The organism is Roseixanthobacter pseudopolyaromaticivorans, assembly GCF_043195145.2.
GTDB lineage: Bacteria > Pseudomonadota > Alphaproteobacteria > Rhizobiales > Xanthobacteraceae > NCEH01.
The window spans coordinates 5,099,036-5,113,966 of sequence record NZ_CM195539.1 but is presented as its reverse complement, the minus strand read 5'-3'; the positions used below and the strand labels follow the sequence as shown (position 1 = coordinate 5,113,966).

The following is a 14,931-nucleotide window of genomic DNA, read 5'->3' as shown; positions in this document are numbered from 1 at the left end:
AGAGCCGGGCATTTGAGCCCCGGGGGCACCACGCGCGAAAGCGGCAGCGCGACCGGCCCGCGGTATTCGAAACGGTCCGGCGACGGCGACCGGAACTGGCCCTCGCCGCCATTCCGATGTCCCTCGCCGGCTCAGCTCAACAATAATCTTCATAATTATGATGACACGTCAAATTAATTATCATATTTATGAAATACGCCTTCGACTTAATGCTGACGAAGCATCACGCGTGCCAATTGCCCATCCGGGGTGCGTCACGCATGCTGCCGTTGGGAGGACAAATGACGTTCACTATCCTGGCGTTCTGCCCCAGAAGCGGGAAAATTGGCCTCGCGCAGTCAACCGGCACCCCGGCCGTGTCCAACCGCACCTTCCGCATATTTCCAGGACGCGGCGTGCTCACCGTCCAGGCAGGCCACAATTTCTACCAGCGCGAGCTCGCCATTGCCTTGTACGAGGCAGGGTATGGCGCTGAAAAAATCCTTCACGCGCTTGCCGCGGCCGATCCCAATTCCGACCAGCGCCAGACTGCTGTGGTGAACGTCTCCGGGGATATCGCGGTACGAACCGGGCCCAAAGCCTTTCCCTGGAACGGCAGTCGCGTTGGCAAAACCTTTGCCGTTGCTGGCAATGCATTGGTTGGGCCCCAGGTGGTGGAGGCCATGGCCGACGCCTTCGAGGCCTCCGCCGATCAAGAGCTGGAGGAACGCCTTCTGCGCGCCATCGAAGCCGGCCGGGACGCCGGCGGCCAGCCAACGGGCCAGCGCTCCGCGGTCCTGCAAGTCTATGCCGACAAGGCCTATCCCCTCATTGATCTGCGGGTGGACATCAACCTTGAGCCGGTGGGCGAACTGCGCAAAGGCTTCGACTGGTACCTGCCGCTCGCCTACCATTACGTGGATTGCTACGAAGCCGGCACGGTGGCGCGCTATCGCGACCACCTCAAATCCATCGGCTGGCCGGAAAGCATTTCGTCCTGAAACGACTCTTCCCTCCGGCAGCTTTCGTCGCGCTTTTTTGCGCGCGCTCTTTATCCACCACAGGTGATAGTCCCCATGATCACGCGCTACGATTCCAATAATCGCTACAGCAAATCCGTCGTTGCAGGCGGCTTCGTCTTTCTTGCCGGGCTAACGGCGGAGGATTGCTCGCTCGGCATCGAAGAGCAGACAGCATCGGTCTTGAAGCAGATCGACGATTACCTGGAGCGCGCCGGCTCTTCGAAGGAAAAGATGGTCAGCGTCAATATCTGGCTCACGTCCATGTCGCACGCGAGCGGAATGAACAAGGTTTGGGAATCCTGGGTCGCGCCCGGCATCGTGCCGGCACGGGCGACCGTGGAATCGAAACTGGCCACCCCGGATACGCTGATCGAAATCATGGTCCAGGCGATCATCTGAACGATCATCGCTTAAGCGGTGACGGCGCCACGAGCTTCGCCGTCACCGCGTCAACGCCCCTTGTAAATACGCCCGTCGCCGCATCCCGCGTCACGCCTGATTGGCGGTCCGAGCGCGCGACAGGAGATCCTTTTCATATTCGAGTCGGCAGAAATTCTGGAACGTCACAGCGGCGCGATTGCGGACCTGGTCCCCCTTCCAGACCAAGCCGGTATCCATGGTCGGAATCTTGTCCGCAAGGTCGCGGACCTCGACCCGGTCGCCTTCCAGCGACCACGGGCGATACATCATGTCGGATAGGATCGTGACGCCATGGCCGAAGGCGATCAGGCTTCGCATCGCCTCCACCGATTCCGTCCGAAGCACGATGTGCGGCTCTTGTTCGTTCGCTTTCCAATAGCTTGATGTGGAGACGTCCGCCTCGTCGATGGTGAGCTGGATGTAGGGCTCGTTGGCCACGTCGGCGAGGCTGATCGCCTCGCGGTTCAGCAGGGGATGACGCGGCGAAAGCCACAGCCGCCGCACCGACTGGATGAGGGTATAGCTGCACAGCTCCGGGCGGTTCTCGCTGTTCGAAACCAGGAGCACCGCGAGATCGTAATCATCCCTCAGCAGCCCGTCTTCAATGTCCCGGCGCTTACCCTCGACAAGATGCACGACGATATTGGGAAAGCTCCGCTGGAACCGGGTCACCAGGGGAACGATGAAATAGCCGAGAACGGTGCTCGTGGTCGCGAGCGTGAATGCACCCTCCACCGAATTGTCGGGGTGGCTGAAGGCGTAGGAGGCATCCTTGATGGCCGAGAGGATGTTCCGGCAATGCACCAGGAAACGGTGTCCCTCATAGGTGAGCGCAAGACCCCGCGGGTGCCGCTTGAACAATTGAGTGCCGGCCATCTCCTCCAGCTCGCCGATGGCGTCCGTAATGGCGGAAGGCGATATGGCTATCATCGACGCGGCAAGGCTCACCTTTCCGCATTCGGCGGCCGCGACGAAATAGCGAATCTGCCGCAACGTGACCGATGACATGAAGCGGCTTGTATCGAACTGCGGGCGCGCCCTGGCGTCGTCCTTCATTTCTGCCTTTCCTTTGAGCAACATCGCGTGCAAGGGGCCAAAAAAACAGCACTTACCAGTCTGATTTCCCGAATTCCGTTTTCTTGATTGATGAGTTTACACACGTTCCACGGTGCGACTACCCTTTCCTCCTCAGCAAATAATTCCAGAACATGCAGCAGACACCTGCGCATTCAGGGGGTAGTGGCCATGTCTAGGATTCGTTCATTCGGCCTTTTTGCAACCGTCGCTCTTGTATTGAGCGGGCATGCTGCTTTCGCCCTCGAGAAAATTACCGTGCGCGACAGCTGGACCGTCAGCGGTCTCCAGGCGGGATGGCACTGGGGCATTGAAAAGGGAATCTTCGCAAAGCATGGCGTCGAGGTTGCCCACGAGGACGGGAACGGCTCCACAACCACCGTTCAGCTTGTGAACTCCGGGCAGTTCGACGTGGGCCACGCGGACCTGTCCGTCATGGCCGTGGCCCGCGGCAAGGGGCTGAAGCTCACCTCCGTCGCCGGTCTGATCCAGAAGACCTCGCTCGGCGTCTTCGTGCCGAAGGGCTCCGGGCTCAAGACGCCGAAGGATCTCGAAGGCAAGGAGGTCATCTACACCGCGACCTCGTTCGAGGGGCCCTTCATTGATCCCTTCCTTGCGGCCGGTGGCACGAGCCGGGACAAGCTCAACCTTGTGAGCATCGATGCCGCCTCGAAGATTCCCTCCTATGCTGCGGGTCGCGGCGATGGAATGATCACCTCCATCCCGTTCGCGATGGCATCGCTGAAATCCCGCCCGTCCGACTACATCCTCTTTGGAGACTACGGGCTCGCCCTCCCCTCCTACGGACTGGTGGTGACCGAAGCGACGCTGGAGAAACGCCGCGCGGCCCTGCAGGGCTTGGTCCAAGGCTACATGGAAGCCTGGCAGCAGATCATCGACGGCGGAGACGCGGCGGTTGAGGAGGCTGCGGCGATCATCATGAAGCGCCGTCCCGACGCCAAGCTGGATCGCGAGCAACTCGTCGGCAGCATCCGCGAGCACATCAAGTATTTCCACACCGCCAATACCGAAGGCAAGCCGCTCGGCTGGCAGTCGGAGAAAGATTGGGCGAACACGATCTCCCTGCTCGAGGGCGCCAAGCTGATCCCGGCGGGCAGCAAGCCGGCGGACTATTTCACCAACGCCCTGATCGCGACGGCAGGCCAATGAACGCGGTCGTGCTGGGCATGCGGGCGGACGCGCTGCCCGTGCCGCCCCCGGCGTCTCCCGCCGAGGCCCATATCCTCGTCGATCACGTCTCCAAGGTTTACGAGAGTGATCGTGGGCGGGTCGAAGCGCTGCGGGATGTATCGCTGAAGATCCGCGCAGGACACTTCATCAGCATCGTCGGCCCCAGCGGTTGCGGCAAGAGCACGCTCATGCGCTGCATCGCCGGTCTCGAACGCCCCAGCTCCGGCGGCATCATCCTGCGTGGACGGGAGATAGACCAGCCGCCGGAAAACCTCGGCATGGTGTTCCAGCGCGACGTGCTTCTGAACTGGCGCACCGTGCTCGACAATGTGCTGCTGCTGGTGGAATTCCGTGGCAAGCCGAGGCGGGAGTGGATCGACAAGGCGCGGGACCTGCTGAAGGTTTTCGGGCTGGAGAACTTCCACAACAGCTACCCCTGGGAGCTTTCCGGCGGCATGCGGCAACGCGCGGCGATCTGCCGGGCCATGCTGGACGATCCCGAAATCCTGCTGATGGACGAGCCGTTCGCCGCACTCGATGCCTTCACCCGCGACGAGCTCAACCTCGAACTGCAATCCACCAATCTGCGCACCAGCGCCACCACGGTCTTCATTACCCACAATATCGGCGAGGCGATCTTCCTCGGCGATCAGGTCGTGGTGATGGACCGGCGGCCGGGCCGGATCGCAGCGGTGATCGACATCGACCTGCCGCGCCCGCGACCCTTGTCGGTGCGGGAAACGCCGGAGTTCGCCGAATATGGCAGACGCATCCGCCAAACCTTCGAAGACCTCGGCATCCTGCGGAGGGAACCATGAACACCGGCGGCCTGAGGGCCCTGGTCCGCAGCGTGCGCCTGCCACTCCTTGCGGCGGCTGCGGCGCTTGTCCTCTGGGAGGGCGCAACGCGATTGTTCGCCATCCCCCAATTCCTGCTGCCGGCGCCATCGACCATCCTCGCGGCGATCGCTGATGAACCCTCGCTCTATGTGTTTCACGCCGTCTACACGCTGCAGGCGACCTTGGCGGGTTTTGTGCTCGCGGTGGCCCTCGGCGTCGCCTGCGCAGTGCTGATCGTCCAGTTCAAGGCGATGGAGCAAACGCTCTATACCTTCCTGGTATCGCTCAACAGCGTGCCGAAGGTGGCGATCGCACCGCTATTCATCGTCTGGATGGGTACGGGCCTCAATCCGAAGATCGCGATTGCCGCGATGATCGCCGTGTTCGCCATCGTCATCGATATGGTGCACGGCTTGAAATCGGTCGATGCGGAAATGCTCGACCTCGGGCGGTCGGCGCGCGCCTCAGCGTTGCAGATCATTTGGAAGATCCGCTTTCCCCATGCCCTCCCGGCCCTGTTTGCAGGCATGAAAGTGGCGATCTCCCTGGCGCTGATCGGCGCCATCGTGGGGGAGTTCGTCGCGGCTAACCGGGGGCTCGGCTATCTCATCCTCATGGCCCAGGGCCAATTCGACATGGTCCGCATGTTCGCGGCCCTCGCCATCCTCTCCTGCATCGGCCTTGCCTTGTTCTACGGCGTCGCCCTCGCTGAGCGACTGATCCTGCCGTGGCAAACCGCGCAACGCAAAGCCCTCGCAATTCGTGGCCACTAAGAAGAAAGGGACCAGCCATGGCGACCAAGAAGCGTCCTCCGTTTGGAGGATTCTACAATCCCCTGTCGCGGGAGGACGATACCGAGTTGACTCGCGTGGGACCGGGGACGCCGTGCGGTGATTATCTGCGTCGCTACTGGCAGCCGATCGCGCTCGTTTCCGAAGTGAAGGAGATGCCGATCCCCATCCGCGTGCTGGGCGAGGATCTCGTCCTGTTCCGCGACAAGAGCGGCGATCTCGGCCTTGTGCACCGCCATTGCAGCCATCGCGGGACCTCCCTTGAATATGGCATCATCGCCGAGCACGGCATTCGCTGCGCGTATCACGGCTGGCTCTACAACGTGGATGGCACGGTGGAAGAGACGCCGAGCGAACCGCCGGGCAGCCGCCTGAAAGAGTCGATCTGCCACGGGGCCTATCGCACCCACGAATTCGCGGGTCTCGTCTTCGCTTATATGGGCCCCCCCGAGGAGACGCCCGACTTCCCGGTCTACGACACCCTGGTATGGCCGGATGGCAACCACCTCGTGCCCTACAAGCTGGACATGCCGTGCAACTGGCTGCAAGTGCACGAGAACGCAGCCGACCCGATCCACACGGCCTATCTGCATTCCATCGTCACCGGGGTTCAGTTCACGCCGGCCTTCGCCGAACTGCCCGTGATCGAATTTTTCGAAACCCCGCTTGGCCTGCTTTCGGTCGCGACGCGGCGGTGCGCGGACAATCTCTGGATCCGCGCCAGCGATGTCATTCTTCCCAATGTGGCCCAGTTCGGCACCGGCTTCGTCGACGGCAGCAAGGAGAAGTTCGCCCTATGTGCGGCCTTCACGCGCTGGATCGTACCGGTGGACGACACCAATTGCTGGGTGATCGGTGTGCGCCATTTTAACGACGTGATCGACCCCCGCAGGGAGGGGCGCGAGGAGGATATCGGCCTCGGCAAGATCGACCTCATGGGCCAGACCGACGAGCGCCCCTACATCGATCGCCAGAAGAGCCCGGGAGATTGGGACGCCATGGTCGCGCAGGGCCCGATCGCGATTCATCGCAACGAGCATCTGTGCTCAACCGACAAGGGCATCGCCCAATTGCGCCGGCAGCTTCGCAACGGCATCGGCGCCGTGAGGTCGGGGGCGGTTCCCACGCAGCCACGCCTGTATGGGACAGGCATCGTGCCGACCTACAACAACGAAACCATCCTGAACGTGCCTCGGATCGCGGCTGACGACACGACCGTGCTGCGCGATTTCGGCCGCAAGGTATGCGCCGAAGCGATCCGCAGCGAGCCCCTTCCAGTCGGAGAGCGACAGGAGCAGGTGGAAAAGGCGGTGCGCGCGCTCCAGGCCGAGGGCGCCTTTTATCCGCAAGCCGCCGCGCCGGCGCAGAACTTCGCCGAGGGGGCGGTCAATGTCTGAGCCGATCCATCATTTCTTTCAGGACGGCCCCGTGGCGGTCGCGCCTTATAGCCATGCGGTCGAAGTGGATGGCTGGCTGTTCGTGACCGGACAGATGCCGATCCTGCCCGACGGCACGGTGCCCGAGGGCATCGAGGCACAGACCCGCACCGTGTTCGACAATCTGCGCTCGGTGATGGCTCGGTGCGGGTTCGAGAACGCAAATATCGTGCAGGCGCGCGTGTTCCTGACCCGCTTCGAAGCCCATTACGAGCGCATGAATGCGGTCTATGCCAAGCTCTTCCCGCCGGAGAGCCTTCCGGCCCGCACCTGCGTCGGCGTGACCGGCCTCGCGCGCGGCTGCGACATCGAGATCGACCTCATCGTCAGAAAGAGCTGATCGCATTTCGGGGAGGCTGAGGCCTCCCCGTTCTCTCGCAAATGACTGGCCCCACCGCGCCCGGAGATCCCGCGTGAACGAGGTGACTTGCGTCCTGAAGACCCGCGCGCTGATCGGCGAATGCCCGCGCTGGCATCCCGCCGAACGGAAGCTCTATTGGGTCGACATCATGGAGCCCTCGCTGAACAGCTTCGATCCGGCGAGCGGGGAAACGCGAAAATGGGCGATGCCGGAGCGCATCGGATGCTTCGGCTTCCGCCGCGAGGGCGGCATCATCGCCGGCCTGCAGACCGGCATTTTCCTCATCGACCTGGGCGAAGAGGTGAGCGCGCGACGCGTGTTCGAATGGGAGGCGGACAATCTCAACACCCGCTTCAACGACGGGCGCTGCGACCCCGCCGGCCGCTTCTGGGCGGGCACCGTGATCGAGAGCATGGACAAGCGGGTCGGCTCTCTCTTCCGCTACGACCCGGATGGTACCTGCACGCGCATGGTGGACAAGCTGATCTGCTCGAACGGCCTCGCCTTCAGCCCCGACGGGCGCACCATGTACCATTCCGACAGCCGTCAGGATTATGTCTGGGCCTGGGACTTCGACGCCGCCACCGGCGCGATCTCGAACCAGAGGATCTTCCTCGCCATCGACATCCAGGAAGGGCGGCCCGACGGCGCGGCGGTGGATGCTCATGGCTATTACTGGATCTGCCACGTGGGCGGCTGGCATCTGGCGCGCTATTCCCCGGACGGCATCATCGACCGGGTGATCGGCCTTCCGGCTCAACGCCCGACCATGTGTGCGTTCGGCGGCCCGGACCTTAAGACGCTGTATGTCACCACGGCGACCTATCCCCTTGCCGCGTCCGATCTGCGCAAGCAGCCGCTGGCTGGCAGTCTGTTCGCCATCGACGTCGACGTGCCGGGCATCCCCGAGCCCTTCTTCGGGGCCGCGTGATGACCATCAACGTCCGCGTGCGGCGGATCACCTATCGCGGCCCGGGCATCGTCTCGCTCGAACTCGTGCCTCTGGAAGCCGAGTTGCTCCCCGCCTTCACCGCAGGCGCGCATATCGAGGTGCGCTTGCCGAATGGGATGGCACGGCAATATTCCCTGCACAATCCACCGGGCGAGCGTCACCGCTATGAAATTGCGGTTCAGCGTGAGGCAACCGGGCGCGGCGGCTCGCGCCATGTCCACGACCAGGTCAAGGCAGGCGATGTCCTGGCCATCTCCGCGCCGCGCAATCATTTCGAACTCGACGAAGGCGCCCCGCACTCCATCCTTATCGGCGGCGGAATCGGCATCACGCCGCTGATCGCCATGGGGACGCGCCTGAGGGAAATCGGAGCCAGCTTCTCGCTGCATTATTGCGCGCGCTCTCGCGACCGGCTCGCGTTCCTGGAGGAGGCCAACGCCCTGGCTCAAGCCGGGTCCGTCGCATTCCACCTGGATGACGGCATTCCCGCCCGTGGCCTCGATACGACAGCGCTGCTGGCGACGTTCGCGCCGGGGACGCGCGTCTATTGCTGCGGTCCCCATGGCTTGAACACGACCGTACGGGCGGCAAGCACCCACTGGCCCGCCGGTGCCGTGCGCTTCGAAACCTTCGCCGCCCCGCCCGCTGCGACGCCGGCTCCGGCCGGGACCGGCACGGACGGCGCGGAATTTGAGATCGAACTGGGCTCCACCGGCGCGATCATCCCCGTCCGGCCGGATGAGTCGATTCTCGCCGCGCTGCGGGCGCATGGCCTGGATGCCGACAGTTCCTGCGAGGCCGGCACATGCGGGGTCTGCAAAACGCGCCTCCTCGAAGGCGAGGCCGACCACCAGGACTTCGTGCTGTCCTCGGACGAGCAGGCGGAGTGGATGATGATCTGCGTGTCGCGGGCAAGATCCCGGCGGCTCAAGCTGGATCTGTGACGGGCGGCGCGCCTCACGACCAACACCGCCCACGCGCCGTCAGCGCAGCGTAGCCCGACGGCCCCCCCTGGCTCGGCACGCCCATCCTGCAACACAGAAAATCCCATCAGGCAGGCACCGCTGCCCCACCTCGCGACGATGCGCGTCAGCATCCGGCACGGAGCATGCATAGGAAGGCTCTCGATTTCCGCAACGGCTGCGGTAGCATCGGGCTTGCCCGCCGAGGTGGCAGAAAATGGGGAAACAGCCTGCGTGCTGCACGACGCGATTGCGCTCGAACGTTCAGCGTGCCCTGTTATCGGGCACGGACGTTCACGCCGTCCGGCAAGCCCTCTCCCGCCGAAGACGACAGCGAAATACCGCGGCACCCACGACCGAAGGAGAATGACATGAACGTCAGCAAAATATTGATGGCCGGCTGTTTCACTGCGCTTCTGTCATTACCTGCTGGGGCGCAGGATCTCACGGGGACGCTCAAGAAGATCAAGGATACGGGAACGATCACACTCGCATATCGTGAATCTTCCATTCCTTTTTCCTATCTGGATGACAATCAGAAGCCCGTCGGCTTCGCCATGGACATCTGCGCCAAGGTCGTCGAGGCCGTGAAGAAAGAGCTGAAGCTCGACAAGCTGGACGTCGCCTATACGCCGGTGACCTCCGCCACCCGCATCCCGCTGATCGCCAACGGCACGGTGGATCTGGAATGCGGCTCGACCACCAACAATCCCGACCGCCAGAAACAAGTCGGCTTCACCAACACCCACTATTTGACCGCGAGCCGGTTCGTCTCCAAAAAATCAAGTAATATCAAATCGATCGCCGATCTCGCCGGCAAGACCGTGGTCTCCACCTCCGGCACCACCAACATCAAGCAGCTCAATGAGGCGAACACCGAGCGCAAGCTCAACATCAATATCGTCCCCGCCAAGGACCACGCGGAAGCGTTCCTCATGGTGGAAACCGACCGGGCGGTGGCGTTCGTGATGGACGATATCCTGCTCTCCAGCCTCGTCGCCGGCTCGAAGGATCCGTCCGCCTATGTGATTTCCGACGATGCCTTCTCCAAGCCGGAGCCCTACGGCATCATGCTTCGGCGCGACGATCCGGCCTTCAAGGCCGTGGTCGATGGGGCGACCGCCGCGCTCTACAAGAGCCCGGAGATTATGAAGATCTACGCCAAATGGTTCCAGGCGCCGATCCCGCCGAAAAACCTCAACCTCAACGTGCCGATCGGTGAGCCTCTCAAGAAGGCCTTCGCCAATCCCACCGACAGCGGCGATCCCGCAGCCTACTGAGTCCGCGTGCTTCCGCGCGTCGGAGCGGATGATCCATCCGCTCCGACCTTGGCTATGCCGGCGCCTTGGGAGTGCCGTTCGAGACGTTCTGAAGCGAGGTGCGCGTGGATTACCACTGGAACTGGGCCATCCTCTGGGCACCGTCGCCGGACGGCAGCGGAACCTATTTCGACATGCTGATGGGCGGTCTCAAGTGGACGATCGCCACCTCGATCTGCGCTTGGCTCTTGGCCCTGGTCTTCGGCTCGCTGGTGGGCGTGGCGCGGACCTTGCCTTTCAGATGGCTGGTCCGCCTGGGCGATGCGTATGTGGAGCTGTTCCGCAACGTCCCGATTCTGGTGCAGCTCTTCCTCTGGTTCTTCGTCGTCCCCGAACTGTTGCCCCACGCGTGGGGCAACTGGGTCAAGCAATTGCGTTATGGTCCCTTTCTCACAGCGGTGGTTGGGATCGGCTTCTATATGTCTGCGCGCGTCGCGATGCAGGTGAGCGCCGGCATCAATACCTTGCCGCGCGGCCAGCGGATGGCGGGCACCGCCATCGGCCTCACGACCGCGCAGACTTATCGCTACATTCTCCTGCCCATGGCGTACCGGATCATGCTGCCGCCGCTCACGTCTGAATTTCTCAACACCATCAAGAATACCTCGGTCGCGCTGACCATCGGACTGATGGAACTGACCGGCAGCGCGCGCGCCATGCAGGAATTCTCGTTCCAGGTATTCGAGGCCTTCACGGCGGCGACCGTGATCTACCTGCTGCTGAACGCGGTGGTGACCATCGGCATGCGAACGCTGGAGCGGCGCGTGTCGGTTCCCGGCTTCAACGCGGGGAAATGAGCGTGTTCAGCGATTTCGATTTCAACATCATCGTCCGGTCGCTGCCCTACCTGTTCCGGGAAGGCATGACCTTCACCCTGACGCTGACGGCGATCGCGACCATCGGAGGGGTCCTGCTGGGCACGCTCATCGCCATGGCGCGGCTATCCTCCCTGCCTGTCCTTCCGGTGATCGCGGCGAGCTACGTGAACGTCATGCGCGCGCTGCCGCTGGTGCTGGTGATCTTCCTGTTCTATTTCCTGATGCCGTATATCGGCCAATGGCTCCTGCACACGGACCGGCCGATCAAGGTGGGCGCACTCTCCTCCACCATCATCACATTCACGCTTTTCGAGGCGGCCTATTTCTCGGAGATCATGCGCGCCGGCATTCAGTCGATCCCGCGCGGGCAGGTGGCGGCGGGCTATGCCATCGGCCTCACCTATCCGCAGATGATGCGCTATGTAGTCCTGCCGCAGGCATTTAGAAACATGCTTCCGGTCATCTTCACCCAGATGATCGTATTGTTTCAGGATACGTCGCTCGTCTATGTGCTCTCTATTACCGATTTTCTCGGCGCGGCGTCGAAGGTGGGCCAACGCGACGGCCGGCTGACGGAAATGTACCTATTCGCCGCGGTGGTCTATTTCATCATATCGCTCACCGCCTCCACGCTCGTGAAGCGGCTCCAGGCCCGCATCGCCATCGCGCGCTGAGCCCATTGCAGGTTCGTCCCATGCCCATGATCTCCATCACCAACGTCAATAAGTGGTACGGCGCGCACTTCCAGGCCCTCAAGGACTGCACGACCAGCGTGGAGGCCGGCGAGGTGGTGGTGGTCTGCGGGCCGTCGGGCTCCGGCAAGTCGACCCTGATCAAGACCATCAATGCGCTGGAACCCATCCAGGGCGGGGAGATCATCGTGGACGGGGTCCAGGTCACCTCGCCCAAGACCAACCTGCCCAAGCTGCGGGCGCGCGTGGGGATGGTGTTCCAGCATTTCGAGCTGTTTCCCCACCTGCGCATCACCGACAATCTGTGTCTCGGCCAACAGAAAGTGCTCGGGCGCTCGCGCGAGGAAGCCATGGGGAAAGCCCTGCGACTGCTCGATCGGGTGGGCCTCAAGGATCATGCAGAGAAATACCCGGGCCAGCTTTCCGGCGGCCAACAGCAGCGGGTGGCCATCGCCCGGGCACTGGTGATGGACCCGGTGTGCATGCTGTTCGACGAGCCGACCTCCGCGCTCGACCCGGAAATGATCAATGAAGTTCTGGACGTGATGGTGGAGCTCGCGCGGGAAGGCATGACCATGATGGTGGTCACCCATGAAATGGGCTTCGCGCGCAAGGTGGCGCACCGGGTCATCTTCATGGACAGCGGCGAGATCGTGGAGGATGCGCGCAAGGAAGATTTCTTCGCCCATCCCCGCAGCGAGCGCGCCCGCCTGTTCCTGTCAAAAATCCTGCACCATTAGCAAAGCCGGGCCGCCGGACCCGACTATTTGAAGGCGTCGAACCCCGTCAGGTGCCTCCCGATGATCAGGTGATTGATCTGGGTTGTCCCGTCGGGAATCGTCAGCATGCGGGCATTGCGGAAGTGCCGTTCCAGCGGAAATTCACGGCTGATGCCGAAGGCGCCGTGAATCTGGATCGCCTTTGACGTGACCCGCTGGGCCGCCTCGGTCACGAACGATTTCGCGATTGCCGCTTCGCTGGCGCAGCGCCCGCCCTTGGAGAGCATCCACAGGGCGCGATAGAGCAGCAGCCGGGAGGCCTCGATGTCGCTGACCATTTCCGCCAGCAGCCCCTGCACCAATTGATGCGCACCGATCGGCTTGCCGAAGGATTGACGCTCCCTGACATAAACCAGGCTGTCGTCGAGCGCCGCCTGGGCGATGCCGAGCGCGAGTGTCGAGATGAAGCACCGCGAGCGCTCGAAGCCCTTCATGGTCTCGCGCAGCCCCCCGCCCACGCCGCCGAGGACATTGTCCTCGGACACCACCATATCCTCGAAGCTGACCTGCCCGAGCGACCATCCATTCAGGCCCAGCTTGGAAATCTCTGCGGTCTTGAACCCATGTTCCGCGCGGTCCGCGAGGAACATGGTGAATTCATCTTCGCCGGTCTTGGCGACGAGAATGACGAGGTCGGCGATGCTGGCGTTTGAGATCCAGAGCTTTTCGCCGGAGATCCGAAAATACTTCCCGTCGCGCACGGCCCGCGTGCGCATCTCGCGCACACTCGAACCGATGCCCGGCTCGCTGACGGCGGAACACCCGATCAACTCCCCCGATAGCAACTTCGCCAGGTACCGCGCCTTGAGCGGTTCGGATCCCGTGCGAAAAAGCTTCAGTGCCGCGCCTTCGGCCACGAACGCCAGACCGGCGAGGTCCGGCGAGGTGCGCGAAAGCTCCTCGTAAAGAAGCCCGCTGGTGAGGAAGTCGAGGCCGAGGCCCCCCTCCTCCTCCGGCACCCAGCCGTTGCCGACGCCGAAATCGCCCGTCTTGCGCAGCAGCGCATGCGCCTCCGCCTTCGGGATGAAACTGTCGGCATGTTGGCGCGTGACCGGGGCGATGTCGCGATCGATGGCCTTGCGCCATTCGCCCAGCAGCAGGCGCTGGTCTTCGGAAAGCTCGAAATCCATGGGGGTGTCCTGTCAGCTCAGCCAGTCGGCCGTCACGGCCTGCGTGTGCTCACCTAGCAAGGGAGGCGCAGTCCAACCCGCGGCGACGTCGAAGCCGCTGTATTTCACTGCTGGCCCGATCACCGACAGCGGGCCGTACTGGGGATGCTCCACCTTCTGCACCATCGCGCGGTGCAGGGCCTGCGGGTGGTTGAACACCTGCTCCATAGTGTTGATCGGCGAGCAGGGCACCTTCGCTGCATTCAATTGCGCCACCAGTTCGTCGACGGTGAAGCGACGCACCTCAGCATCCAGAATGGCGTGGAGCGCATCGCGGTTCTCGACCCGGCCGGACAGTTCGGCAAAGCGCGGATCCGCCACCAGATCGGTGCGGCCGATCACCTTGAGAAAACGCTCGAACAGATTCTGCACGCCAGCGCCAATGACCACCCAGCCATCGGCAGCTTGAAATGCCTTGTAGGGAACTTGCTGGGCGTGCTCGGAGCCCCATTTGCCCTTGCTCACGCCGGTGGTGAGATACTCGATGCCCGCGTCCACCAGGAAGGTGATCTCGCTTTCAAACAGGCTAGTCTCGATATGCTGGCCCTTGCCGGTGCGCTCGCGATCGAACAGCGCGGTCGTCACCGCCCCCATCGCATACTGGCCGCAGACGAGATCGAATGCCGACGTGCCGAGCTTGATCGGCTCGCCGTCACGCTCGCCCGTGAGGCTCATATAGCCCCCTTCGGCCTGGATGGTCAGATCGAAAGCGCCCTTGTCGCTGTAAGGTCCATTCGCCCCGAACCCGGACATGGAGACGAAGATCAGCCTCGGATTTTCGGCCGTGAGGGATTCGTAATCGAGCCCCAGCCGCTGCATCACATCCGGCCGGAAGTTCTCCACGATGACGTCTGCCGCCAGCGCGAGCCGGCGGGCCAGAGCCCGCCCCTCCTGCGCCTTCATGTCGATGAGGATGGAACGCTTGTTGCGGTTCGCAGCAAGAAAGCTGAAGGCATGGTCTTTATAGAAAGGAGGGCCCTGATAGCGAATCGGATCGCCTTCGGGCGCCTCCACCTTCACGACATCGGCGCCGAGATCCCCAAGCAGCATGGTGCAGAACGGGCCTGCGAAAAGGCGCGTGAAATCGAGAACCTTGATGCCGGCGAGCGGCTTCTGACCTGGCATGT

The 14,931-nt window shown here is 62.9% G+C and carries 16 protein-coding genes; 13 read left to right on the top strand and 3 right to left on the bottom strand.

The features are described from left to right. Positions 1 to 281 precede the first annotated feature (281 nt). Together V5F68_RS23920 and V5F68_RS23915 are read left to right on the top strand one after the other, a co-directional pair. Complete coding sequence (locus V5F68_RS23920; RefSeq protein ID WP_394012870.1) at positions 282 to 980, top strand: DUF1028 domain-containing protein; 699 nt, start codon at positions 282 to 284, stop codon at positions 978 to 980. 75 nt (positions 981 to 1,055) lie between these two features. Then, positions 1,056 to 1,400: a RidA family protein gene (locus tag V5F68_RS23915; protein WP_394012871.1), complete on the top strand. Its 345-nt coding sequence runs from the start codon at positions 1,056 to 1,058 to the stop codon at positions 1,398 to 1,400. A 90-nt stretch (positions 1,401 to 1,490) separates the two neighbouring features. Here V5F68_RS23915 and V5F68_RS23910 read toward each other — a convergent pair whose 3' ends face one another. After that, on the bottom strand, positions 1,491 to 2,477 hold the full coding sequence (locus V5F68_RS23910; protein WP_394012872.1) for a LysR family transcriptional regulator: 987 nt from the start codon (positions 2,475 to 2,477) through the stop codon (positions 1,491 to 1,493). Positions 2,478 to 2,753: 276 nt separating this feature from the next. On the opposite strand from V5F68_RS23910, the gene V5F68_RS23905 reads away from it, so the two are divergent. The 11 genes from V5F68_RS23905 (at position 2,754) to V5F68_RS23855 (ending at position 12,596) form a co-directional block, all read left to right on the top strand. After that, entirely contained in the window at positions 2,754 to 3,665 is a 912-nt protein-coding gene (locus V5F68_RS23905; protein ID WP_394012873.1) for an ABC transporter substrate-binding protein, read from the top strand. Continuing rightward, on the top strand, positions 3,662 to 4,504 hold the full coding sequence (locus tag V5F68_RS23900; RefSeq protein ID WP_394012874.1) for an ABC transporter ATP-binding protein: 843 nt from the start codon (positions 3,662 to 3,664) through the stop codon (positions 4,502 to 4,504). Before V5F68_RS23905 ends, V5F68_RS23900 begins: the two co-directional genes overlap by 4 nt. Next, positions 4,501 to 5,298: an ABC transporter permease gene (locus V5F68_RS23895; RefSeq protein WP_394012875.1), complete on the top strand. Its 798-nt coding sequence runs from the start codon at positions 4,501 to 4,503 to the stop codon at positions 5,296 to 5,298. Before V5F68_RS23900 ends, V5F68_RS23895 begins: the two co-directional genes overlap by 4 nt. Before the next feature lie 17 nt (positions 5,299 to 5,315). Beyond that, positions 5,316 to 6,713 (top strand): Rieske 2Fe-2S domain-containing protein, encoded by a 1,398-nt coding sequence (locus V5F68_RS23890; RefSeq protein WP_394012876.1) that lies wholly within the window; start codon positions 5,316 to 5,318, stop codon positions 6,711 to 6,713. Further along, positions 6,706 to 7,092, top strand: coding sequence for a RidA family protein (locus V5F68_RS23885; protein ID WP_394012877.1), 387 nt, complete (start codon positions 6,706 to 6,708; stop codon positions 7,090 to 7,092). Before V5F68_RS23890 ends, V5F68_RS23885 begins: the two co-directional genes overlap by 8 nt. A gap of 73 nt (positions 7,093 to 7,165) precedes the next feature. Beyond that, the gene (locus V5F68_RS23880; protein WP_394012878.1) at positions 7,166 to 8,044 is read left to right on the top strand and encodes an SMP-30/gluconolactonase/LRE family protein; all 879 of its coding nucleotides are present in this window, start codon (positions 7,166 to 7,168) and stop codon (positions 8,042 to 8,044) included. Continuing rightward, positions 8,044 to 9,009, top strand: a complete 966-nt coding sequence (locus V5F68_RS23875; RefSeq protein WP_394012879.1) for a PDR/VanB family oxidoreductase — start codon at positions 8,044 to 8,046, stop codon at positions 9,007 to 9,009. Before V5F68_RS23880 ends, V5F68_RS23875 begins: the two co-directional genes overlap by 1 nt. 410 nt (positions 9,010 to 9,419) lie before the next feature. Next, entirely contained in the window at positions 9,420 to 10,307 is an 888-nt protein-coding gene (locus tag V5F68_RS23870; RefSeq protein WP_348845921.1) for an amino acid ABC transporter substrate-binding protein, read from the top strand. 104 nt (positions 10,308 to 10,411) lie between these two features. Further along, positions 10,412 to 11,143: an amino acid ABC transporter permease gene (locus V5F68_RS23865; RefSeq protein ID WP_394013048.1), complete on the top strand. Its 732-nt coding sequence runs from the start codon at positions 10,412 to 10,414 to the stop codon at positions 11,141 to 11,143. 2 nt (positions 11,144 to 11,145) lie between these two features. After that, entirely contained in the window at positions 11,146 to 11,838 is a 693-nt protein-coding gene (locus tag V5F68_RS23860) for an amino acid ABC transporter permease (RefSeq protein ID WP_394013049.1), read from the top strand. Between the two features lie 26 nt (positions 11,839 to 11,864). Next, the gene (locus V5F68_RS23855; protein ID WP_394013050.1) at positions 11,865 to 12,596 is read left to right on the top strand and encodes an amino acid ABC transporter ATP-binding protein; all 732 of its coding nucleotides are present in this window, start codon (positions 11,865 to 11,867) and stop codon (positions 12,594 to 12,596) included. 23 nt (positions 12,597 to 12,619) lie between these two features. Here the strand turns inward: V5F68_RS23855 and V5F68_RS23850 are convergent, their stop codons facing one another. Together V5F68_RS23850 and V5F68_RS23845 are read right to left on the bottom strand one after the other, a co-directional pair. Continuing rightward, entirely contained in the window at positions 12,620 to 13,765 is a 1,146-nt protein-coding gene (locus V5F68_RS23850; RefSeq protein WP_394012880.1) for an acyl-CoA dehydrogenase family protein, read from the bottom strand. A 12-nt stretch (positions 13,766 to 13,777) separates the two neighbouring features. Then, complete coding sequence (locus tag V5F68_RS23845) at positions 13,778 to 14,929, bottom strand: CaiB/BaiF CoA transferase family protein (RefSeq protein WP_394012881.1); 1,152 nt, start codon at positions 14,927 to 14,929, stop codon at positions 13,778 to 13,780. Positions 14,930 to 14,931 lie beyond the last annotated feature (2 nt).

What these genes read in the sequence shown, in the direction of transcription:
- V5F68_RS23855 (WP_394013050.1), top strand. Translation starts at nt 11,865, where the DNA reads ATGATCTCCATCACCAACGTCAATAAGTGGTACGGCGCGCACTTCCAG.
- V5F68_RS23900 (WP_394012874.1), top strand. Translation starts at nt 3,662, where the DNA reads ATGAACGCGGTCGTGCTGGGCATGCGGGCGGACGCGCTGCCCGTGCCG.
- V5F68_RS23890 (WP_394012876.1), top strand. Translation starts at nt 5,316, where the DNA reads ATGGCGACCAAGAAGCGTCCTCCGTTTGGAGGATTCTACAATCCCCTG.
- V5F68_RS23920 (WP_394012870.1), top strand. Translation starts at nt 282, where the DNA reads ATGACGTTCACTATCCTGGCGTTCTGCCCCAGAAGCGGGAAAATTGGC.
- V5F68_RS23895 (WP_394012875.1), top strand. Translation starts at nt 4,501, where the DNA reads ATGAACACCGGCGGCCTGAGGGCCCTGGTCCGCAGCGTGCGCCTGCCA.
- V5F68_RS23850 (WP_394012880.1), bottom strand. Translation starts at nt 13,765, where the DNA reads ATGGATTTCGAGCTTTCCGAAGACCAGCGCCTGCTGCTGGGCGAATGG.
- V5F68_RS23885 (WP_394012877.1), top strand. Translation starts at nt 6,706, where the DNA reads ATGTCTGAGCCGATCCATCATTTCTTTCAGGACGGCCCCGTGGCGGTC.
- V5F68_RS23875 (WP_394012879.1), top strand. Translation starts at nt 8,044, where the DNA reads ATGACCATCAACGTCCGCGTGCGGCGGATCACCTATCGCGGCCCGGGC.
- V5F68_RS23845 (WP_394012881.1), bottom strand. Translation starts at nt 14,929, where the DNA reads ATGCCAGGTCAGAAGCCGCTCGCCGGCATCAAGGTTCTCGATTTCACG.
- V5F68_RS23910 (WP_394012872.1), bottom strand. Translation starts at nt 2,477, where the DNA reads ATGAAGGACGACGCCAGGGCGCGCCCGCAGTTCGATACAAGCCGCTTC.
- V5F68_RS23870 (WP_348845921.1), top strand. Translation starts at nt 9,420, where the DNA reads ATGGCCGGCTGTTTCACTGCGCTTCTGTCATTACCTGCTGGGGCGCAG.
- V5F68_RS23915 (WP_394012871.1), top strand. Translation starts at nt 1,056, where the DNA reads ATGATCACGCGCTACGATTCCAATAATCGCTACAGCAAATCCGTCGTT.